18 protein-coding genes and 1 pseudogene are annotated in these 19,677 nt (G+C 70.4%); 7 read left to right on the forward strand and 12 right to left on the reverse strand.

Annotated features, from left to right (window positions below):
- Positions 1–31 precede the first annotated feature (31 nt).
- The 4 genes from ACIBST_RS17905 to ACIBST_RS17920 all read right to left on the reverse strand — a co-directional run bounded on the left by ACIBST_RS17905 (position 32) and on the right by ACIBST_RS17920 (position 3,848).
- Positions 32–643: an HD family hydrolase gene (locus tag ACIBST_RS17905; RefSeq protein WP_397172821.1), complete on the reverse strand. Its 612-nt coding sequence runs from the start codon at positions 641–643 to the stop codon at positions 32–34.
- 1 nt (position 644) lies between these two features.
- Positions 645–2,861 (reverse strand): molybdopterin-dependent oxidoreductase, encoded by a 2,217-nt coding sequence (locus ACIBST_RS17910; protein WP_397172823.1) that lies wholly within the window; start codon positions 2,859–2,861, stop codon positions 645–647.
- 119 nt (positions 2,862–2,980) lie between these two features.
- Entirely contained in the window at positions 2,981–3,631 is a 651-nt protein-coding gene (locus ACIBST_RS17915) for a hypothetical protein (RefSeq protein WP_397172825.1), read from the reverse strand.
- Between the two features lies 1 nt (position 3,632).
- Positions 3,633–3,848: a hypothetical protein gene (locus ACIBST_RS17920; protein ID WP_358290371.1), complete on the reverse strand. Its 216-nt coding sequence runs from the start codon at positions 3,846–3,848 to the stop codon at positions 3,633–3,635.
- 667 nt (positions 3,849–4,515) lie between these two features.
- Here ACIBST_RS17920 and ACIBST_RS17925 point away from each other — a divergent pair.
- Together ACIBST_RS17925 and ACIBST_RS17930 are read left to right on the forward strand one after the other, a co-directional pair.
- Positions 4,516–5,379, forward strand: coding sequence for a helix-turn-helix transcriptional regulator (locus tag ACIBST_RS17925; protein ID WP_352319091.1), 864 nt, complete (start codon positions 4,516–4,518; stop codon positions 5,377–5,379).
- 56 nt (positions 5,380–5,435) lie between these two features.
- Positions 5,436–5,660: a DUF397 domain-containing protein gene (locus tag ACIBST_RS17930; protein ID WP_397172827.1), complete on the forward strand. Its 225-nt coding sequence runs from the start codon at positions 5,436–5,438 to the stop codon at positions 5,658–5,660.
- Positions 5,661–5,821: 161 nt separating this feature from the next.
- Here the strand turns inward: ACIBST_RS17930 and ACIBST_RS17935 are convergent, their stop codons facing one another.
- Positions 5,822–7,231 carry an MFS transporter gene (locus ACIBST_RS17935; RefSeq protein ID WP_397172828.1) on the reverse strand — a complete coding sequence of 470 codons (1,410 nt, stop codon included), beginning with the start codon at positions 7,229–7,231 and terminating at the stop codon, positions 5,822–5,824.
- Between the two features lie 109 nt (positions 7,232–7,340).
- On the opposite strand from ACIBST_RS17935, the gene ACIBST_RS17940 reads away from it, so the two are divergent.
- The 4 genes from ACIBST_RS17940 to ACIBST_RS17955 all read left to right on the forward strand — a co-directional run bounded on the left by ACIBST_RS17940 (position 7,341) and on the right by ACIBST_RS17955 (position 10,957).
- Positions 7,341–8,177, forward strand: coding sequence for a helix-turn-helix transcriptional regulator (locus ACIBST_RS17940; RefSeq protein ID WP_397172830.1), 837 nt, complete (start codon positions 7,341–7,343; stop codon positions 8,175–8,177).
- A 59-nt stretch (positions 8,178–8,236) separates the two neighbouring features.
- A complete protein-coding gene (locus tag ACIBST_RS17945; RefSeq protein WP_397172831.1) occupies positions 8,237–9,310 on the forward strand; it encodes a CapA family protein in 1,074 nt (357 codons plus the stop codon).
- 833 nt (positions 9,311–10,143) lie between these two features.
- Entirely contained in the window at positions 10,144–10,734 is a 591-nt protein-coding gene (locus tag ACIBST_RS17950; protein ID WP_397173527.1) for a TetR/AcrR family transcriptional regulator, read from the forward strand.
- 67 nt (positions 10,735–10,801) lie between these two features.
- The gene (locus tag ACIBST_RS17955) at positions 10,802–10,957 is read left to right on the forward strand and encodes a hypothetical protein (RefSeq protein WP_397172833.1); all 156 of its coding nucleotides are present in this window, start codon (positions 10,802–10,804) and stop codon (positions 10,955–10,957) included.
- Here the strand turns inward: ACIBST_RS17955 and ACIBST_RS17960 are convergent.
- On the reverse strand, positions 10,935–11,294 hold the full coding sequence (locus ACIBST_RS17960) for a hypothetical protein (RefSeq protein WP_397172835.1): 360 nt from the start codon (positions 11,292–11,294) through the stop codon (positions 10,935–10,937). The two genes, ACIBST_RS17955 and ACIBST_RS17960, sit on opposite strands and share 23 nt — an antisense overlap.
- A 182-nt stretch (positions 11,295–11,476) precedes the next feature.
- Between ACIBST_RS17960 and ACIBST_RS17965 the strand changes: the two genes are divergently transcribed.
- A complete protein-coding gene (locus ACIBST_RS17965; RefSeq protein WP_397172837.1) occupies positions 11,477–11,998 on the forward strand; it encodes a tetratricopeptide repeat protein in 522 nt (173 codons plus the stop codon).
- A gap of 182 nt (positions 11,999–12,180) precedes the next feature.
- Here the strand turns inward: ACIBST_RS17965 and ACIBST_RS17970 are convergent, their stop codons facing one another.
- From ACIBST_RS17970 to dnaK, 6 genes and pseudogenes are all read right to left on the reverse strand, one after another.
- Positions 12,181–12,834: a hypothetical protein gene (locus tag ACIBST_RS17970; RefSeq protein WP_397172839.1), complete on the reverse strand. Its 654-nt coding sequence runs from the start codon at positions 12,832–12,834 to the stop codon at positions 12,181–12,183.
- Between the two features lie 218 nt (positions 12,835–13,052).
- On the reverse strand, positions 13,053–15,623 hold the full coding sequence (gene clpB, locus ACIBST_RS17975) for an ATP-dependent chaperone ClpB (RefSeq protein ID WP_397172840.1): 2,571 nt from the start codon (positions 15,621–15,623) through the stop codon (positions 13,053–13,055).
- A 30-nt stretch (positions 15,624–15,653) separates the two neighbouring features.
- Positions 15,654–15,977: pseudogene (locus ACIBST_RS17980) on the reverse strand (heat shock protein transcriptional repressor HspR); the annotation flags it as partial.
- A gap of 3 nt (positions 15,978–15,980) precedes the next feature.
- Complete coding sequence (gene dnaJ, locus ACIBST_RS17985) at positions 15,981–17,162, reverse strand: molecular chaperone DnaJ (protein WP_397172842.1); 1,182 nt, start codon at positions 17,160–17,162, stop codon at positions 15,981–15,983.
- A gap of 21 nt (positions 17,163–17,183) precedes the next feature.
- The gene (gene grpE / locus ACIBST_RS17990; RefSeq protein WP_357966251.1) at positions 17,184–17,783 is read right to left on the reverse strand and encodes a nucleotide exchange factor GrpE; all 600 of its coding nucleotides are present in this window, start codon (positions 17,781–17,783) and stop codon (positions 17,184–17,186) included.
- On the reverse strand, positions 17,783–19,654 hold the full coding sequence (dnaK, locus tag ACIBST_RS17995) for a molecular chaperone DnaK (RefSeq protein ID WP_397172843.1): 1,872 nt from the start codon (positions 19,652–19,654) through the stop codon (positions 17,783–17,785). Before dnaK ends, grpE begins: the two co-directional genes overlap by 1 nt.
- Positions 19,655–19,677: the final 23 nt, after the last annotated feature.

Here is a 19,677-nt window from a genome sequence, read left to right on the forward strand (position 1 = left end):
CGACAAGTCCCCTACCCCGGCCTTGACGGGATCACTCGGCGAGGTGTCCCCTGGCCACGGAGAGTTCTACCAGCTCCAGCGCGTACGCGCCGAGCGAGGCCGATCCCTCCTGGATGATCCGCACCTTCTCCCTGACCTCGCCGGCCGTCACCTTGAACAGCGGCCACGTGCCGCCCTCGGTGTGGTGGTTGGCCAGGATCGGCGCGAACCGGTCGAGAGCCTTGGCGAACCTGGCCTCCGGCGTCCGCCTGGCCTCGAACTCGTCCCAGAGCTCCCGCAGCCGGGCGCCCTGCTCCGCGGGGAGCAGGCCGAAGATGCGATCGGCCGCGGCGGTCTCGGCGGCGGCCTGGGCGGCGACCGCCACGTGGTCGTAGACGAAGGTGTCGCCGGCGTCGATCTCGACCAGGTCGTGCACGAGTAACATCGCCACCACCCGCTGGAGGTCCGTCCCGGGTGGGGCGTGCTCGCCGAGGACCATCGCCAGCGTGCCCACGTACCAGGAGTGCTCGGCGGAGTTCTCCCGCCGCGACCCGTCGATCAGATGGTTGCGGCGGATGATCCGCTTCAACTTGTCGATCTCGACGGCGAACGCGATCTGGGCGTACAGGCGGTCCTCTTCTGGCGCGATAGTCACGCGCGACACCCTAATGTGCGGTGATCACCCCGGTTGGTGAAATCGTGACCGGAACTCCGTTGAACACTGCGTTACCACTTGGGATATCCAGGGCGGATTCGTCCGTCAGCACGTTCGTGTTGACACCGGCGTGTTGGGCCGCCACCTGCTGCGTGCTGCCCGCGTGCCCCCAGCCGTGCGGCAGGCTCACCACGCCCGGCATGATCGTGTCGGTGGGCTCCAGCGTCACCGTGAGGCTGCCGGTGGCCGAGGTGACCACGGCCTGGCCGGTCAGGCCCAGCCTGGCCACGTCGGCGGGGTTGATCTGGAGCGTGCAGGTGTTGCTGCCGCCGACCAGCGGGCCCACGTTGTGCAGCCAGCTGTTGTTGGAGCGCAGGTGCCGCCGTCCGATCAGCACGACGTCCGGCGGCTCCTCCGCCAGCCCGCCGCGCAGGCGCTCGACGTCCTCGACGAGCTGCGGCGGGGCCAGCTCGATCACACCGGAGGCGGTCTTCAGCACCTCGGGCAGCCGGGGCTCCAGGGCGCCGAGGTCCAGGCCGTGCGGGTGGTCCAGCAGCTTGCGCAGCGACAGGTCGCCCTTGCCGGCCCACTCGCCGTACGGGCCGAGCCGGAGCATGAGGTCCAGCCTGCGCTCGGCGCCCGTCTCGCCCTCCAGCGCGGCCCGCAGCGCGGCCACGTCGTGTCCCTCGACGCCGGAGCCGGGGGTCTGCACGGCTTTGCGCAGCATCTCGCCGATCAGGAACTCGTCCAGGTCCGCTTCCGGCCCGTCCGGTCCGTGCGGCCCTTCCAGTCCGGACGCGATCGCGGCCAGCCTGGCCAGGATCCGGGCCTCGCTGGGCCGTCCGTCCAGCGGGAGCGCGGGACGCGAGTAACGGGCGTAGTTGCGTACGGCGAACCCGAGCAGCGCGAAGTCGTAGTGGCCCGACTGCAGCACGCGCGGCGGCGGCAGGATCACGTGCGCGTGCCGGGTGGTCTCGTTCAGGTACGGGTCGACGCTCACCATGAAGTCGAGCCCGGCGAAGGCCGTCGCCAGCCGGTCGCCGTGCGGCGCGGACAGCACCGGGTTGCCCGCGACCGTGACCAGCATCCTGACCTGGCCCTCGCCCGGCGTCTCGATCTCGTCGGCCAGCGTGGCCACCGGCAGCTCGCCGTTGGCCTCGGGCAGCCCCCGCACCCGGCTGCGCCACCGGCCCACCGCGTACGGCCGCCGCCGCGCCCCGAACTCGGTCGCCGGCTTGGGGAACATGGCCCCGCCCGGCCGGTCGAGATTGCCGGTGAGCACGTTGAGCACGTCCACGAGCCACTGGGCCAGCGTGCCGAACTCGGTCGTGCAGGTGCCCATCCGGGCGTACACGGCGGCCGTCCGCGCGCCGGCCAGCTCCCTGGCCAGCCGGACGATCGTCGCCGCCGGCACCCCGGTACGCCGGGCCACCGCCTCCGGCGGGAAGTGCTTGGCCGCCTCGCGCACCTCGGCCAGCCCGTTGACCTCGTGCCACGGCCTGGCCAGATCCTCGGCGAACAGCGTGTGCACGATCCCGAACAGCAGGTACGCGTCCGAGCCCGGCCGGACGAAGACGTGCTCGTCGGCCAGCGCCGCCGTCCTGGTCCGGCGCGGGTCCACCACGACGAGCCTGCCGCCGCGCCGGCGCAGGGCCTTGAGCCGGCCGGGGAAGTCGGGGGCGGTGCACAGCGAGCCGTTCGACTCCAGCGGGTTGGCGCCGAGCATCAGCAGGAAGTCGGTCCGGTCCAGGTCGGGGACCGGGACGGCCAGGGGGTGGCCGAACATCAGGCCGCTGGCGACGTGCTTGGGCATCTGGTCGGCGGTGGCGGCGGTGAAGACGTTGCGGGTGCCGAGCGCCTTGACCAGCGGCCCGGCGTAGAGGCCGCCGGCCATCGTGTGGGCGTTGGGGTTGCCCAGGTAGACCGCCACCGACCGGCGTCCGTACCGCTCGGTGACGCGGGCCAGGCCCCGCCCGACGGCCTCGAACGCCTCCTCCCAGCTCGCCTCGCGCCACTGGTCGCCCTCGCGGATCAGCGGCTTGCGCAGGCGGTCGGGGTCCTCGTCGAGGCGGCCCAGGCTCGCGCCCTTGGGGCAGATGAACCCCTTGCTGAAGGGGTCGTCCCGGTCGCCGCGGACGCCGGTGACGTGGCCGCCGTCGTCGAGGGTGAGCGTCAGGCCGCAGACGGCCTCGCAGAGGGGACAGGTGCGGTGGACGGTCGAGGTCATCGCGACTCCTGAGTTCGCCAGGTGAACTCATCTTGGCCCGTCCCGTCCGCATGGGGAAGCCCCGGGAGCCCCCGCGGTCCCCGGGGCCGTTCCCAGGGAGACGTCCCGCCTTCCCTAGGTCATCGGACGACCTGCGGCAACGCCGGCGGCGCGCGCAGATCGTGCGGCTCCTCAAGGTCGGACCGCAGCGGCGTCCAGGAGCGGCGGCCGTACAGGCGTTCCAGGCCGGGAGCGGTCACGCCGGGCAGCTCGTCCCGCCGGACGATCTCCACCAGCAGCAGCTGGGCCCGGTCGCGGTGCCTGTGGACGGTGGCGCTCCTGGCCCAGCAGGCCGCCGCGATCTCCTCGGCGTACGCGTCGAACTCCTCGGCCGAGATGCCCGCCCGCGTCATGACCAGCGCCTTCTCGCCCCTGGCCGAGGGGGTGATCCAGAGCACCAGCGGGATCCGTCCCGCCCGGGTGTGCATGGTGGTCTCCAGGCAGACCCGCTGCAGGCGGTGGCGGGAGACCACGCACCAGAAGTGGGCCAGGGCCCAGTTGCGGCCGGTCCTGGTGGCGGCGGGCACCGAGACGGCGCTGCTCAGCAGGACGAACGGCACCCAGTGGCCGTCCCGCGCGGCGCCCAGCAGGGCCAGGACGAACAGCCCCAGCCCCGCCAGCACCATGAGCTCGCTGCGGACGCGCCAGATCCGCGTCAGCGGGCCCCCGCCGCCCGCGCCCGGGAGGTCCTCGACGGCCGGGTAGATCTGGTTGCGCGGGTTCCTCGACATGTCAGGACACCTCCTCGGGCACCCGTGACGCCACCGTGAGCTGGTCGAAGCGTGGGTCGCGGTAGGCGCGGGCGCCGAAGCCCGTCCTGGTGACCGTCCAGCCCCGGTAGATGGCGAACTCGTCCGGCTCCATGCAGATCTCGCGGTCCGTCCATGCGATCAGATCCCGGATCCGGGACTTGATTCGGCCGAGCCCCTTGGTACCTTGTGAGTACATAGAAGACCCCTTTCGCGGCATTTCCAGAGGTGGCTTCTTCGCCGGGTCGCAGGTCGGGTCCCGTCCCGCCGCAGGGTGGCAGCCCATATGCGGCGAACGCGGATCCGGTCTCGGCCCGGCATTTTCTTCCTGCTCCGATGAGCGACACGCTTTTCAGGCGATGGGACGGTCCTTCCGGCAAGCGGCCTCCCTCATGTGGACATTCGTATCCGGGACGGCTCCGTTGCCGGTGAGGCGGCCCTCGCGCGGGCGCCCGATCGTGAGCGGAGAGCCCGACGTGCGGGGCCGTTTCGTCATCCCGGCCTCCCCTCGTCGGTCGAGAACCCTCCTGGCTCGATCGTCCTCCGCGTTCGGTGATGCTGCAATACATCGAGCAAGGGAAGAATTAAGTTTCTTCGCAGATTGCTGTTCTAGTTGCCGTGCAACTTGCACGCGTTCTGTCAGGGGCACATGAGACCTCCAGGACGGCCGTAAATCCTCCCCCTGACCTCTATACCTACGTGAAGCCTTGTCTTGCTCCCACGCTCTCTCCGTGAAAGCCTTCGGGCAACCCCATGCGGCAGAGTTCGTGCAAGTTGCAGTGTAAGATTGAGTGAACGGCCCACAAACCGGGTTGCCAAACGATCCGTTCCCGCCACACCTTCATTCCCGACAAGGAGAGTGGACGGTGCCATCGCAGCAGGGCAGTCCGACAGTGCGCAGGCTCCGCCTAGGCCAGGAGTTGCGCCTCCTTCGCGAACGACGGAAGTTCACCGGGGCCCGGGCGGCGCGCGAGCTCGGCTGGTCGGCCAGCAAGGTCAGCCGCATCGAAGCCGCGAAGACCATGCCGAGCGCCGCCGACATCAAGGCGCTGGGCGAGCTCTACAGCCTCGACGGCGACAGACTTGACGAACTCTTCGGCCTCCTGCGAGATGCGGAGCAGCGTGGGTGGTGGGAAGATTATGAAGACTCCCTGCCCGAGGAGTACATCAGGCTTCTCGGGCTGGAGGCGGAGGCGACGGTTCAGCGCAACTGGGAACCCCAGTTGGTGTCCGGTCTCCTCCAGACCGAGGACTACGCGCGAGAGGTCATCCTCTCCGCGCGCGGAATCGTCCGGATCACGCACAGCGGCGTGCGCAGTCGCGTCGAGGCCCGCCTCGACCGGCAGCAACGGGTTCTGCACCGGCCCGATCCCTGCCGCCTCAACGTGGTGCTCGACGAAGCGGTGCTGATGCGGCGCTTCGGGGAGCCCTCGGTCATGCGGGAGCAGATGGAACACCTCATCGAGGTCTCCCTGTTGCCGCACGTCAACGTCCGGGTGTTGCCGCTGGACTCGCTCCATCCGGTCAATACCGGGGCGTTCATTCATCTGAAGTTCACCGGTTTCGACGATGTCGTCTATTTGGAGCACTTGTACACTGCTCACTTCGTAGAGGACCTCGAACGAGTCGCCGGCTATGAGAACGCTTTTGACCACATGTGGGCAGAGGCACTCGACGAGGACGAATCCCGCGTACTCATCCAACGCAAAGCCATGTTGTGGCGGCGCTAGAGCGCGCGGTCCCAGTAGGCAGGCAAAGGGGCCTGCCTATACCTTTTGGGGAGAAAATGCACACCACTACTACGATCCGGGCCTGGCGGAAGAGCAGCTTCTGCAACGGAGCGTCTTCTTGCGTCGAGGTCGCACCTCTGGGCGACGGCAACGTCGCCCTGCGGGACAGCAAGGTGCAGGACGGCCCGGTGCTCGTCTTCACGCCGTCCGAGTGGGCCGCCTTCACGGCCGGCGTGCGCGGCGGTGAGTTCGACCTGGACTCCCTGGCCGCCAGCGCGTGAAAAGCGGCCCTGGCGAGTTGGTGGCACACCCTCGCAGGGCCGCTCAGGACGAGCCCGGACGGCCACGACCGCACTTCGGCCGCCCAACGGCCCTGGCCCCTCGCGCGCCGAGCCCCAGGGCCCCCTTCTCCCCGAAACATCGCGCGCGCCGGGCCGGCCGGTCAGCGCATGGCCCGGCGGCGGACCAGGAAGAGGCTGCTCAGGCCCGCCAGTACGGCCAGGCCCGCCATCGCGACGGCGGCCATGAGGGAGGCCGAGACGGTCCCGTGGCCCTGGCTCAGCGAGATGAACAGGGTGCCCACGGTCGAGACGCCGATGACCTGGCCGAGCTGCATCACGGTGAGCAGCGCGCCGCTCGCGTCCGCCGCGTAGGCGCCGTCCACCTGCTCGGTCGCCATGTTGGTCACCGCCACCTGCACGCCTAGCCCGGCGCCGATGAGGGCGCTCATGACCGCGTACAGGACGCCGCCGTCGGCGGCGAGGCCGAGGCCGAGGTAGGCGGGCGCGGCCACCACGTAACCGACCGGGACGAGCGGGCGCTGCAGCCCCGCGGGCAGCCGCGGCCACAGCAGGCCGACGATGCCGAAGGCGAGCGCGCACGGCACCAGCATCATGCCCGAGCCGAGCGGGGAGAGGTGCAGGTCGCCCTGGAGGTGCAGGGCCGAGGTGAACAGGAACGCGCCCCAGGTCGCCGGGCCGAACAGCAGGATCGCCAGGCCGGGACGCATGCCCGGCGCGGCCAGCACCTTGGCGTCCACCAGCGGCCGCCCGCCCCGACCGGTCACCCAGCGCTCGACCCGGACGAACGCCACGAACATCACGACACTGAGCCCCATCGACACCCAGCCCCAGACGGGCCAGCCCAGGTCACGTCCGAGCACCAGCGGCACCACGAACAGCAGCACGGCCGCGGACAGGGTCACCAGGCCCCACGGGTCGAGCCCGGTCCTGCCGCCGCCCTCGTCGGCGGGCAGGGCGCGGAACCCGATGCCGAGCAGCACCGCCCCGACCGGCACGAGCACCAGGAACACCACCCGCCAGCCGGCTCCGAACCCGAGCAGGATGCCGCCGAGCGCCTGGCCCACGACGATGCCGCCGCTGATCACCAGTGACCAGAGCCCGATCGCCCGTCCGCGGGCCGCGCCCTGGTAGTTGCGCTGGATCAGGGTCAGCACCTGCGGCATCATCATGGCCGCGCCGGCGCCTTGGGCGAGGCGGAAGCCGATCAGCCAGCCCGTCGAGGGCGCGAGGCCGGCGCCGAGCGTGGTGACGGTGAACACGGCCAGGCCGCCGAGGAAGGCGTTGCGGTAACCGAAGAGGTCGCCGATCCGGGCGCCGGTGATCAGAAGGACGGCATAGACGATGGTGTAGCCGGCGACGATCATCTGCAGCCCCGCGCCGGAGGAGTGCAGGTCCGCCTCGATGGTCGGGGTGGCCACGTTGACGATGTTGACGTTGAGGATGGCCAGGAACTGCCCGACGAGGATCACTGCGAGGAGCAGACCGCTGGCCTTGGCCCTGTCCGGTGGGGTGACCTGGACAGGAGAGACTACTGTGGCGGATTCGGTCATGTGTTTCATTATTCTGCGAACCCGATACCAGTAACGAGAGTCCCTTTATACTGGTATTGGCGGCACCTGGATAAGTGTGCGCGGATGCCCCCATAGTGGAGGTGTGACCGTGACCGAGGCAAGACGTACGGATCTGGCGGCGTTCCTCCGGACCCGCCGGGAGCGCATCACCCCCGAGATGGTGAACCTCGCGCCGGGCCCCCGCAGGCGTACGCCGGGGCTGCGCCGCGAGGAGGTCGCCCAGCTCGCCGGGGTGGGCGTCACCTGGTACACGTGGCTGGAGCAGGGCCGGCCGATCAACGTCAGCGGCCAGGTGATCGACGCCGTCGCCCGTACGCTCATGCTGGACAACGCCGAGCGTCAGCACCTCTACCGGCTCACCGGCCAGGCCGAGGCCCCCGCCGTCGCCGACGCCAGCCGCATGCCGCCCGAGATGCAGGGCATCCTCGACCAGCTCGGCGACATGCCCGCGTCCGTCACCAACAGCCGTTCCGACCTGCTGGCCTGGAACGCCGCCTACGCCACCCTGTTCCCGCACGTCGTCGAGGCCCCGGACGGCGAGCGGAACTCGTTGTGGCAGACGTTCGTCAACACGCGGGCCACGACCACCCTCGTCAACCGCGAATCGGAGCTGCCGCGCGCGGTCGCGGTCTTCAGGGGCGCCTACAGCCGGCACGCCGACGACCCCTGCTGGCAGGACTTCGTGCGGCGGCTGAGCGCGGAGAGCGCCGAGTTCGCCCGCATGTGGGCCAGGCAGGACGTGGCCGAGCCGGGCCCCCGCGTGAAGGTCTTCAAGCACGAGGTCGCCGGCGACCTCCGCTTCAGCACGACCAGCCTGAACGTCTCCGCCACGCCCGAGACGCGGCTGATCGTCTACAGCCCCAAGGACGACGCCACCAGGTCCGCTTTGGCCTGGTTGATGGGAAGTGGTGATACCAAGTCCTAATCTGCCGCCCATAGAATGCTCGATCCGTAAAAGTCTGGATCAAGCGGAAATGGCGGTAGATGAGACTCCCCCGTGTTCTACCGGTGCTGGTCGTCGCCGCCTCCCTCGCGGCGTGCTCGTCGGCGCCTGACAAAGAGCCGCAGAGCAAGCAGGTCGAGCAGCAGGCGGCCGGGTCGCCGAGCTCGAAGCCGAAGCCCACGCGGCGGCCGTTCACCATCTCCTTCGGCGGCGACGTGCACTTCGAGGGCGTCCTGCGCGGCCGGCTCGCCAACCCGGGCACCGCGCTCGGGCCCATCGCGAACGTGCTGCGCAAGGCCGACCTGACGATGGTCAACCTGGAGACCGCCATCACCACGGCCGGGACGCCCGCGCCCGGCAAGCAGTTCACCTTCCGCGCGCCGGCGACCGCGTTCAACGCGCTCAAGGCGGCCGGGGTGGACGTCGCCTCCATGGCCAACAACCACGGCATGGACTACATGGAGAGCGGCCTGGCCGACTCGCTGGCGGCCATCAAGCGCAGCAAGTTCCCGATCGTGGGCATCGGGGCGAACGCCGCGCAGGCCTACAAACCCTTCCGCAGGACGGTGAACGGCAACCGGGTGTCGATCATCGGTGCGACGCAGGTGCTCGACGCCGAGTTCATCCAGTCGTGGACGGCCACGGCCGACAAGGGCGGACTGGCCTCGGCCAAGGACGAGGCGAGCCTGCTGAGGGCCGTACGCCAGGCGCGCAAGAACTCCGACACCGTCATCGTGCACCTGCACTGGGGCACCGAGATGCAGAAATGCCCCAACGAGGCCCAGCGCTCGCTCGCCCCCAAGCTGGTCGCGGCGGGCGCCGACGTCGTGGTCGGCGGGCACGCGCACATCCTGCTCGGCGCCGGGTACCTGGACAACGCCTACGTCAGCTACGGCATGGGCAACTTCGTCTTCTACAACTCCACCCCGGGCACCACGGGCAGGACCGGCGTGCTGACGTTGACGATCAACGGCCGCAAGGTGCTCAAGGACCAGTGGACCCCGGCCACGATCCAGGGCGGCATCCCGATCCCCATGACGGGCGCGGCCAGGACCCAGGCCGTGAGCGACTGGAAGGCGCTGCGCACGTGCTCGGGGCTGGCCGCGCGGCCATGATCGATCTATCCTCCGGACAGTTCGTCCAATAGGAGGTCGCCATGCGGCGGGTCGGGTGCGGCGGGGTGCGTCCGGCGGTCTCCGAGGCGGGTGACCCCGCCGCCATCCTGCCGCACGACTCCCCGGACACCCGCCGTCGGCGCGTTCCGGCTGCCGGTGCCGGTGCGGCTCGTCGCGGCGCGCAGGGACCCGTTCGTCACCCCGGCGCTGCCGGCGGCGACCGCCCGGCCGTGGCACCGCACGAACGAGGCTGGCCACTGGGCGCAGCGCAGCCACCCCGCAGCGGGCCACCGGGCAGCGCGCAGCCGCACCGCAGTGGCCCGCTGGGCGCAGCGCAGCCGCTCCGCGGCGGGCGCCGTCGCGCGAGGACGGCGCCTCCGGGCCGGCTCGCGGTCGCCGATATCGCTCGAATTGAAGATTATTCGCGAAATATCGTCTCGCAATATAGTGTCCCGGGCATTGTGCCGAACAATATGGCGGCCACCGTCGGGGAACTTTTATCGAACATATCATCGGCGGGATGTTATCCGGGGGCCTCGTCTCGTGGGAGCCGCGCCGGGCCACCAGGCGTCCGCGCTGGGCCGCGGGCCGCGAGCCGGTCCGGATTCGGCGCGCCGACCAGTACGGAAATTCGGTTACGCCGCCCCATGGATTTCGCCATGGACGACGCGGCGGGCAGTCATCCGAGAAATCCCGCAAATGAGTAGGTAACGATCGTGCAGACGAGAGAAGATGAATCCGTGTCTTCGCCGCAAATGGATGATGACTGCGTCCACCCCAAAGCTCTCCGGCGGCAGCCGGCCCAACGCCGCAGCGCCCGGCGCGTCGAGCGCATGCTCGACGCCTGCGCCGAACTCCTCGACGAGACCGGCTACGAGGCCCTGTCCACCACCCGCATAGCCGAGCGGGCAGGCGTCGCGATCGGTTCGGTCTACCAGTTCTTCCCCGACAAGCGGGCCATCACCCAGGAGCTCACCCGGCGCAACGTCGAGCAGTTCGTGGCGCGGGTGGGCCTGCGGTTCATGGAGGAGGAGTACCGCGGCTGGTGGGAGGCCGTCGACGCGATCATCGACGAGTACGTCGACATGCACCGCACGGTCCCCGGCTTCCGGAGCCTGCACTTCGGCGACGTCGTCGACCTCAACCTGCTCGACTCCGACTCCGAGAACAACACGGTCATCGCGGGCAGGCTGCGCGGCCTGCTGCTCAAGGAGTTCGGGCTGGCCGACAGCGAGATGCTCGACCTGGCCGTGCTGGTCGCGGTCGAGGCCGGCGACGCGGTGCTCAAGCTGGCCTTCCGGCGCGACCCGGCCGGCGCGCCCGACATCATCGACGCCGCCAAGCACCTGATGCGGGGGTTCCTGTCGCGGCAGCTCAAGTCGTGGTCGCCGCACGTGCTGACCGAGGGCGAGGTGGGACGCTGACCGGGATCTGGGCATGACAGCGACGAGCGATCGTCACTGTCCGTCACGGGTCTCTTCGGAGGTGAAGATGTACGATCTTCCGCCGTCCGCCTTCAAGCGCAGTGCCCCCTTCGACCCCCGCCACCCCCGCCACCGGCGTGGGCCGGTCCGCGTCGCGCTCGGGCTCGCCCGGGCCGTGCGGTCCGTGGTCGCCGGCCGGATCACCGGGCCGTACCGGCGATGACCGGTCGCTGGGCGCCGGGCGCGGCCCGCTGCCGCGGCTCGGGCGCCAGGGGCGCCGGCTCCCGGTGCCGGCGCCGGGTGAGCTGCCGGTCGCCCAGCGCGGTGGCGGGCACCTGCTGGATGCGCGGCGTCACCGGCGTGCGCAGGCAGGGCAGGGGGAACGACACCGGCCGGACGTCCCGGGCCTGCCGGATGTCGAGCCTGGCCTGCAGCGCGTGCAGGTTGCGTTCGGCCGTCCGGATCGCCTCCAGGCGGGCCGACAGATACCCGGCCACGCCGGGCCCGAGAGCCGAGAGAACGACGACGCAAGCCAGCGTGAAGGTCATCTGTCGAGACATGCCCATTACAGCCCCTTCCGCCCGCGTACCGCAAAGCATGCCGTATATGCCCGTTGACCTGCGTATACACGCACAGCGTGACCAGGCTTGGACGAGACGTTGCCGAATTTGCATGTGACCGGCGATGCGCATTGACCGGGCAAAGCGCCTGACGGCTCGGTAGTCTCGCAGGTGTGGCGCATGTGACCCGAGAGCACCTTGATCGTCTGCTGGAGCAGGCCCTGCTGGCCGACGACCACAGTTCCTTGGCCAGTCGGCTTTACGACGTCGCGCTCGGTTATTCGTCCGGCGACGTCTCCAGGGCGTCCATCCTCGTCCTCGCCGCCGAGGAGTGGCGAGCGGCGGGACAGCCCGCACGCGCGATGGAGTGTTTCCAGCGCGCCGTGGAGGACGGCGGCGACGCGGGCTTCGACCCGCGCGCGGGCATCGCCGACACCCTCTTCGAGCTCGAACGGCCCGACGAGGCCCGGGAGCTCATCGAGACCATCCGCGCGGAGGGCGACGTCTCCACGGCGACCGCCCACACCATCGCGGAGACCCTGGTCGCCTACGGCGATCTGCGGGGCGGCCTCGAATGGGCCACCCAGGCCGTGCTGGGCTGCGACGAGGGCGACCCCGAGCAGGTGGCGCTGCTGCGGACGCGCTACCGGATCAGGGTCGACCTCGGCCTTCCGGAGGACGAGCTCGACGAGCTCGTCTCCTAGTCGCGGAGGCCGGCCGCCGGGCCCCGCGCGGGGCCCGTCTTGTCGCGCGCCCGCGAAACCGGCACCGGACGGGCCGCAACACGCTGAGGCCAGGCCGGAGGGGCCGCGACAGTGCGCGGTCGCGGCCCCCCGGTTGAGGAAGCCGGGCGCGGCAGGCACGACCCGCGCCCGGACACATTGGCTCAGTGCAGGTCGAGACCGGGCAGCAGGCGGCTGAAGCCGTCGATCGCCGGGTAGCCGCCGGGCAGCGCCGACGCGCCCTCGATGCTCTGCACGGCCCTGGGCAGCAGGTTCGAGATCAGATTGCCGTCGACCTCCCGCACCGGCTGCCGCGCCTGACGCGGCGACTTCGCGGCGCGGGCCGAGGCGGGGGCGGTGGGCCGCTCGCCGAGCGTCATCTCGGCCGGCACCCGGGCCGCGACGGGCGTCTGCGGCAGCGCGGGGAGGGCGGGCAGCGCGGGCACCTGCAACGTCGTGGCCAGGTCACGCATCCCGCTGTCGCCGGCGGACGCGGGGAACAACGCGGGCGAGGTGCTGTTCAGCGAGGGCATGCCCCACGTCGCCCCGACGCCGCCGAGATCGGCCAGCGGGCCCATGGCGGACCTGGCAGCCGCCAGACCCGTCAGGCCGAGCCGCCTGGCCATGTCGCCGGCCGCCATGGCCAGCTTGCCCACCTCCTCGGTGACCACCCGGCGGCCGTTCGTCCTGCCCTCGTTGAGCTGGAGCTTGGCGTGGCCGTCGCAGTAGGAGGCGATCGCCTCGGAGTACGGCCGGCAGGTGTCGGCCACCGAAGGACCGGCGACCGGCCAGGTGACGCCCGCGGTCAGAGCGGCCACCGTGAGGATGCTTCGGATCTTACGAGATGACACCGCACGTCCCTCTGATCGGAATCGGTGATCTGACGAACGCCGAAGCTAGCCACGTGTCCGGCCGGTCGCGTGCGGCTTGTCCGAAGGGTGGCGGGAACCTTACCCCGCGGCGACGGGATATGACCCTGGCATGACATGCCGGAGCCCGGAGATCCGCGGGGATCTCCGGGCTCGCCGGGACCGTCTCAGCCGCGCTGGATGACCAGCTCGTCGTCGCCGAGCTCCACCCTGACCTTGTCGCCGTCGGCGATCTCGCCGGACAGCACGGCCTTGGCCAGCTTGTCGCCGATGGCCGACTGGACCAGGCGGCGCAGCGGGCGGGCGCCGTACATGGGGTCGTAGCCGGTCAGCGAGAGCCATTCGCGGGCGGCCGGGCTGACCTCCAGCGTCAGCCGGCGGTCGGACAGGCGCCGGGCCAGGCGGTCGACCTGGAGGTCGACGATCTGGGCCAGCTCCTCGGAGCCGAGCGCGTCGAAGAGGATGACGTCGTCGAGCCGGTTGAGGAACTCCGGCTTGAACGAGCCGCGCACCGCCCCCATGACGGCCTCGCGCTTGGCGTCGTTCTCCAGCTTCGGATCGACCAGGAACTGCGAGCCGATGTTGGAGGTCAGGATCAGGATCGTGTTGCGGAAGTCGACCGTGCGGCCCTGGCCGTCGGTCAGCCGTCCGTCGTCGAGCACCTGGAGGAGGATGTCGAACACCTCCGGGTGCGCCTTCTCCACCTCGTCCAGCAGCACCACCGTGTACGGCCGCCGCCGGACGGCCTCGGTGAGCTGGCCGCCCTCCTCGTAGCCGACGTAGCCGGGAGGAGCGCCGACGAGCCGGGCCACGCTGTGCTTCTCGGAGTACTCGCTCATGTCGATGCGGGTCATCGCCCGCTCGTCGTCGAACAGGAACTCCGCCAGCGCCTTGGCCAGCTCGGTCTTGCCCACGCCGGTGGGCCCGAGGAACAGGAACGAGCCCGTGGGACGGTCGGGGTCGGCGATGCCGGCCCGGCTGCGGCGTACGGCGTCGGAGACGGCCTGTACGGCCTGCTGCTGGCCGATGAGCCGCCGGCCCAGCTCCTCCTCCATCCGCAGCAGTTTGGCCGTCTCGGCCTCCAGCAGGCGGCCGGCGGGGATGCCCGTCCAGGAGGAGATGACCTCGGCGATGTCGTCGGCGCCGACCTCCTCCTTGACCATGGCGTTGTCCGGCGGCGCGGCGTCGGAGGCGGCCTGGAGGGCCTGCTCCAGCCGGGGCACCTCGGCGTACATGAGCCGGGAGGCGGCCTCGAAGTCGCCGTCGCGCTGGGCCCGCTCGGCCGCGCCCCTGGCCTCGTCGAGCTGCTTCTTCAGCTCGCCGACCTTGTTGAGCCCGGCCTTCTCGTGCTCCCAGCGGCCGACGAGGGCGTTGAGCTCCTCCTGGCGGTCGGCCAGCTCCTGACGCAGGCGTTCGAGCCTCTGGACCGACGCCTCGTCGGTCTCCTTCGTCAGGGCCAGCTCCTCCATCTTCATGCGGTCGACGCTCCGCTGGAGCTGGTCGATCTCCACCGGACGGGAGTCGATCTCCATGCGCAGCCGCGAGGCGGCCTCGTCGACCAGGTCGATGGCCTTGTCGGGGAGGAAGCGGTTGGTGATGTAGCGGTCGGACAGGGCGGCGGCGGCGACCAGCGCGCTGTCGGCGATCTGCACCTGGTGGTGCGCCTCGTAGCGGCCCTTGAGCCCGCGCAGGATCGCGATCGTGTCCTCGACCGTGGGCTCGCCCACGTAGACCTGCTGGAAGCGGCGCTCCAGCGCGGGGTCCTTCTCGATGCGCTCGCGGTATTCGTCGAGCGTGGTCGCGCCGATCATGCGCAGCTCGCCGCGGGCCAGCATGGGCTTGAGCATGTTGCCGGCGTCCATGGCGCCCTCGGCGGCCCCCGCGCCGACGACGGTGTGCAGCTCGTCGATGAACGTCACGATCTGCCCGTTGCTCTCCTTGATCTCGGAGAGGACGGCCTTGAGACGCTCCTCGAACTCGCCGCGGTACTTCGCGCCGGCCACCATCGCGCCCAGGTCGAGCGAGATCAGCCGCTTGTTGCGCAGCGACTCGGGCACGTCGCCGGCCACGATGCGCTGGGCCAGGCCCTCGACGACGGCCGTCTTGCCGACGCCGGGCTCGCCGATCAGCACCGGGTTGTTCTTCGTGCGGCGGCTGAGCACCTGGACCACGCGGCGGATCTCCGAATCGCGGCCGATCACCGGGTCGAGGCCGCCGCCGCGGGCCCGCTCGGTCAGGTCGACGCCGTACTTCTCCAGCGCCTGGTAGGTGTCCTCGGGCGTCTCGCTGGTGACGCGGGCGTGGCCGCGTACCTTCTCGAAGGCGTCGAGCAGCGCCTGCGGGGTCGCGCCCTGCGCCTTGAGCAGCTCGGCCATCGCGCCGCCGTCGGCCGCCAGGCCGACGAGCAGGTGCTCGGTGGAGACATAGAGGTCTTCGAGGCGGTTGGCGTGCTGGGCGGCGGTGTTCATGACGGTGAGGAGCTGCCGCGAGCTCGACGGCGCGCCCACTGTCGCGCCCTGAGCCTTCGGCAGCGCCGCGAGCTGCTCCTCGACGCGCGCCCGCAGCGTGCGCCAGTCGGCGCCGACCGCTTCGAGCAGCGGCACGGCCGTGCCGCCCGTCTGGGAGAGCAGCGTGGAGAGCAGATGGGCCGGAGAGATCTCCGGGTTGCCCTCGGCGGCGGCGCGCCGCATGGCGCCCGAGAGCGCTTCCTGGCTCTTCTGGGTGAGCTTGTAGTCCATAACCTAGGCCCCCGGTGGCAGCTCGTAGCGGATCAGCGCCCTGACCATCCGCATCTCGGCGCGCAGGCGGTGAACCTCCTCACGCAGCCGCAGAGCTTCGTTCTCGAGCTCGAGTATCCGCTTGATGCCCGCGAGGTTGATGCCCTCCTCCTGGGAGAGCCGCTGGACCTCGCGGAGCTGGATGATGTCTCTTGTGGAGTAGAGGCGGCCGCGCCCGGCGGTGCGGCCCGGGCTGACCAGGCCGAGCCGGTCGTACTGGCGCAGCGTCTGCGGGTGGAGCCCGGAGAGCTGCGCGGCCACCGAAATCACATAAACAGGCGTGTCGTCGGACAGGTCGAAATAGTTGGCGTCCATCGGCTACTCGCTTCTGGCTCGCTGAATGAGATCGGCGCGCGGGTCGTCGCCCGCGGTCGCGGTGTTGAACTCGGTGAGGAGCTCGCGCGACTTGTCGTCGAGCGTCTTCGGCACGAGCACCTCGACGCTGGCGAGCAGGTCACCCTTGGTGCCGTCCTTGCGGGTGACGCCCCTGCCCCGCACGCGGAATGTGCGGCCGTTGGGCGTGCCCGCCGGGACGCGCAGGGTCACCGGCATGCCCTTGAGGATCGGCACCTTGATCTCGGCGCCCAGCGCGGCCTCCGAGAACGTCACGGGAACCGTGATCGTCAGGTTGTCGCCCATCCGGCCGAACACGGGGTGCGGCTTGACGTGCGTCAGGATGTAGAGGTCGCCGGCCGGGCCGCCGTTCTCGCCCGGCGCGCCCTTGCCCTTGAGCTTGACCCGCTGCCCGTCGGCCACGCCGGCGGGGATCCTGGCCTGGATCGTGCGGGTGCTCTTGGCCCGGCCGCTGCCCTCACACACGGGGCAGGGGTCGTCCACGAGCAGCCCGCGGCCCTTGCAGTCGCGGCAGGGCTCGGAGAAGGCGAAGTTGCCCAGGTTGCGGCTGGCCGCGCCGGTGCCCTCGCAGGTGGGACAGACCCGGGGGGTCGTGCCCGCCTTGGCGCCGGTGCCGCTGCACGCGGTGCAGGCGGCCGAGCTGGTCAGCCTGAGCGACACCGTGGTGCCCTCGACGGCCTCGGTGAACGAGAGCGTGACCTCGGACTCGACGTCCTGGCCGCGGCGCGGTCTGGTGGCGCTGGTCGTGCGGGTGGAGCCCCCCGCCCCACCGCGGTTGAACAGCCCGCCGAACAGGTCGCCGAGCCGCTCACCGGCGCCCCCGCCCTGCTGGCCGGCGGTGCCGCCGAACAGGTCGCCGAAGTCGAACGGGAAACCGCCACCGCCGGGGCGCTGACCGCCCACCCCGGACCCGAACAGCGTGCGCGCCTCGTCGTACTCCTTGCGGCGCTTGCCGTCGGACAGGATGTCGTACGCCTCGGAGACCTCCTTGAACTTGGTCTCCTTGGCGGCGTCGCCCTGGTTGGTGTCCGGGTGGTACTGCCTGGCCAGCTTCCGGTACGCCTTCTTGATCTCGTCGGCGGTGGCGGTCTTGGGCACACCAAGGACGGCGTAGTAGTCCTTTTCCAGGTAGTCCTTGGTGCTCATCTACGGCCCTTCGTCCTTTTGTCAGTTTGCTTCGTCGTCATTGGACGCGGGAGGAGCGTCCTCGGGCTCGGCCACCGCCACCCGCGCCGGGCGCAGCACCCGCTCGCCCATCCGGTAACCGGGCTGGAGCACCTCGATCGCGGTGGGCTCGGTCACGTCGGGCGAGTAGCTGTGCATCAGCGCCTCGTGGACCGTCGGGTCGAACGGGTCGCCCTTCTGGCCATAGGCGCTGAGGCCCAGCTTGGTGAGCACCGACTCCAGCGACTCCGCCACCTTCGCGAAGCCACCGGTCAGCTCGCCGTGGTCACGGGCCCGTCCGATGTCGTCGAGCACAGGGAGCAGCTCGGTCAGCGCGCCGGCGACGGCCTGCTCGCGGACCGCGACCCTGTCGCGCTCGACCCTTCTGCGGTAGTTCGTGTACTCCGCCTGGAGGCGCTGGAGGTCGGCGGTCCGCTCGGCGAGCTGGGCCGCCAGCTCACCGTCGTGGGCCGCCGCCGGCGCCTGCTCGGCGGGCGCCTCGGGCTGCTCGCCCGAGGTCTCCCGAACCTCGCCCGTCTCCGGGTCGATCTTGCGCTTGTCGCGGATCACCGGCTCCTCGTGCCCGTTGTCGCGCGCCGGCATCACTGGTCCTTCTTCGGCTGGTCTTCGTCGACGATCTCGGCCTCGACCACGTCGTCGTCGGCCTTGGCGCCCTGACCGGCCGAGGCGTCCTGCGGAGCGCCCTCGGGGCCGGCCTGCTGGCCCTGGCTGGCGGCGTAGATGGCCGAGCCCATCTTCTGGCTGACCGTGGCGAGCTTCTCCGCGGAGGTGCGGATGACGTCGGTGTCGGTGCCCTCAAGAGCCTTCTTCAGCTCCGACAGGGCGTCGTTGACCTCGGTCTTGATGTCGCCGGGGACCTTCTCGTCGTTCTCGCGGAGGAACTTCTCCGTCTGGTAGGCCAGACCGTCCGCGTTGTTGCGGACCTCGGCCTCCTCGCGGCGCTTCTTGTCCTCCTCGGCGTACGACTCGGCCTCGCGCATCATGCGCTCGATGTCGTCCTTCGGCAGCGCGGAGCCGCCGGTGATGGTCATCGTCTGCTCCTTGCCGGTGCCGAGGTCCTTGGCGGAGACGTTGACGATGCCGTTGGCGTCGATGTCGAAGGTGACCTCGATCTGCGGGATGCCGCGCGGCGCCGGGGCGATGCCGGTCAGCTCGAAGGTGGCCAGCTTCTTGTTGTACGAGGCGATCTCGCGCTCGCCCTGGTAGACCTGGATCTGCACCGACGGCTGGTTGTCCTCGGCCGTGGTGAAGACCTCCGAGCGCTTGGTCGGGATCGTCGTGTTGCGCTCGATGATCTTGGTGAAGATGCCGCCCTTGGTCTCGATGCCCAGCGACAGCGGGGTCACGTCGAGCAGGAGGACGTCCTTGACCTCACCCTTGAGCACGCCGGCCTGGAGAGCGGCGCCGATGGCGACGACCTCGTCGGGGTTGACGCCCTTGTTGGGCTCCTTGCCGCCGGTCAGCTCGCGGACGAGCTCGGTGACGGCGGGCATGCGGGTCGAGCCGCCGACGAGCACCACGTGCGCGATGTCGGAGACCTTGATGCCGGCGTCCTTGATGACCTGGTGGAACGGGCCCTTGGTCCGCTCGAGCAGGTCGGCCGTCAGGCGCTGGAACTCGGCCCTGGTCAGCTTCTCGTCGAGGTGCAGCGGGCCCTCGGAGGAGGCGGTGATGTAGGGCAGGTTGATGTTGGTCTCGGCCTGGCTGGACAGCTCGATCTTGGCCTTCTCCGCGGCCTCACGCAGGCGCTGGAGAGCCATCTTGTCCTTGGCGAGGTCGACGCCGTGGGCGTTCTGGAAGCGCTTGACCAGCTCGTCGACGACGCGCTGGTCCCAGTCGTCGCCACCGAGGTGGTTGTCGCCGGAGGTGGCCTTGACCTCGACGAAGCCGTGGCCGTCCTCCTGGCCGACGTCGAGCAGCGAGACGTCGAAGGTGCCGCCGCCGAGGTCGAAGACCAGGATCGTCTGGTCCTGCTCCTTGTCGAGCCCGTAGGCGAGGGCCGCGGCGGTCGGCTCGTTGATGATGCGCAGGACGTTGAGGCCCGCGACCGTGCCGGCCTCCTTGGTGGCCTGGCGCTGGGCGTCGTTGAAGTAGGCCGGGACGGTGACCACCGCGTCGGTGATCTTCTCGCCCAGGTACGCCTCGGCGTCCTGCTTCAGCTTCTGCAGCACGAAGGCGCTGATCTGCTGGGGGGAGAACTTCTTGCCGTCGATCTCCTGAGACCAGTTGGTGCCCATCTCACGCTTGACCGAGCGGATCGTCCGGTCAACGTTGGTGACGGCCTGCCGCTTGGCGACCTCGCCCACCAGGACCTCGCCGTTCTTCGCGAAGGCGACCACGGACGGCGTGGTCCGCGAGCCCTGCGCGTTGGCGATGACGGTGGGCTCACCGCCCTCGAGGATCGAGACGACGGAGTTGGTCGTCCCAAGGTCGATACCTACCGCACGTGCCATGAGTACGTCCTTGTAGTCAAAGT

It is taken from the genome of Nonomuraea sp. NPDC049684 (assembly GCF_044465345.1).
GTDB lineage: Bacteria > Actinomycetota > Actinomycetes > Streptosporangiales > Streptosporangiaceae > Nonomuraea.

Bases quoted from the DNA above. Each gene is read 5' to 3' on its own strand.
- ACIBST_RS17910 (WP_397172823.1), bottom strand. From the start codon at position 2,861: ATGACCTCGACCGTCCACCGCACCTGTCCCCTCTGCGAGGCCGTCTGC.
- dnaJ (WP_397172842.1), bottom strand. From the start codon at position 17,162: ATGAGCACCAAGGACTACCTGGAAAAGGACTACTACGCCGTCCTTGGT.
- clpB (WP_397172840.1), bottom strand. From the start codon at position 15,623: ATGGACTACAAGCTCACCCAGAAGAGCCAGGAAGCGCTCTCGGGCGCC.
- ACIBST_RS17955 (WP_397172833.1), top strand. From the start codon at position 10,802: ATGTACGATCTTCCGCCGTCCGCCTTCAAGCGCAGTGCCCCCTTCGAC.
- ACIBST_RS17935 (WP_397172828.1), bottom strand. From the start codon at position 7,231: ATGACCGAATCCGCCACAGTAGTCTCTCCTGTCCAGGTCACCCCACCG.
- ACIBST_RS17960 (WP_397172835.1), bottom strand. From the start codon at position 11,294: ATGTCTCGACAGATGACCTTCACGCTGGCTTGCGTCGTCGTTCTCTCG.
- ACIBST_RS17950 (WP_397173527.1), top strand. From the start codon at position 10,144: ATGCTCGACGCCTGCGCCGAACTCCTCGACGAGACCGGCTACGAGGCC.
- ACIBST_RS17920 (WP_358290371.1), bottom strand. From the start codon at position 3,848: ATGTACTCACAAGGTACCAAGGGGCTCGGCCGAATCAAGTCCCGGATC.
- ACIBST_RS17915 (WP_397172825.1), bottom strand. From the start codon at position 3,631: ATGTCGAGGAACCCGCGCAACCAGATCTACCCGGCCGTCGAGGACCTC.
- grpE (WP_357966251.1), bottom strand. From the start codon at position 17,783: ATGCCGGCGCGCGACAACGGGCACGAGGAGCCGGTGATCCGCGACAAG.
- ACIBST_RS17930 (WP_397172827.1), top strand. From the start codon at position 5,436: ATGCACACCACTACTACGATCCGGGCCTGGCGGAAGAGCAGCTTCTGC.
- ACIBST_RS17945 (WP_397172831.1), top strand. From the start codon at position 8,237: ATGAGACTCCCCCGTGTTCTACCGGTGCTGGTCGTCGCCGCCTCCCTC.
- dnaK (WP_397172843.1), bottom strand. From the start codon at position 19,654: ATGGCACGTGCGGTAGGTATCGACCTTGGGACGACCAACTCCGTCGTC.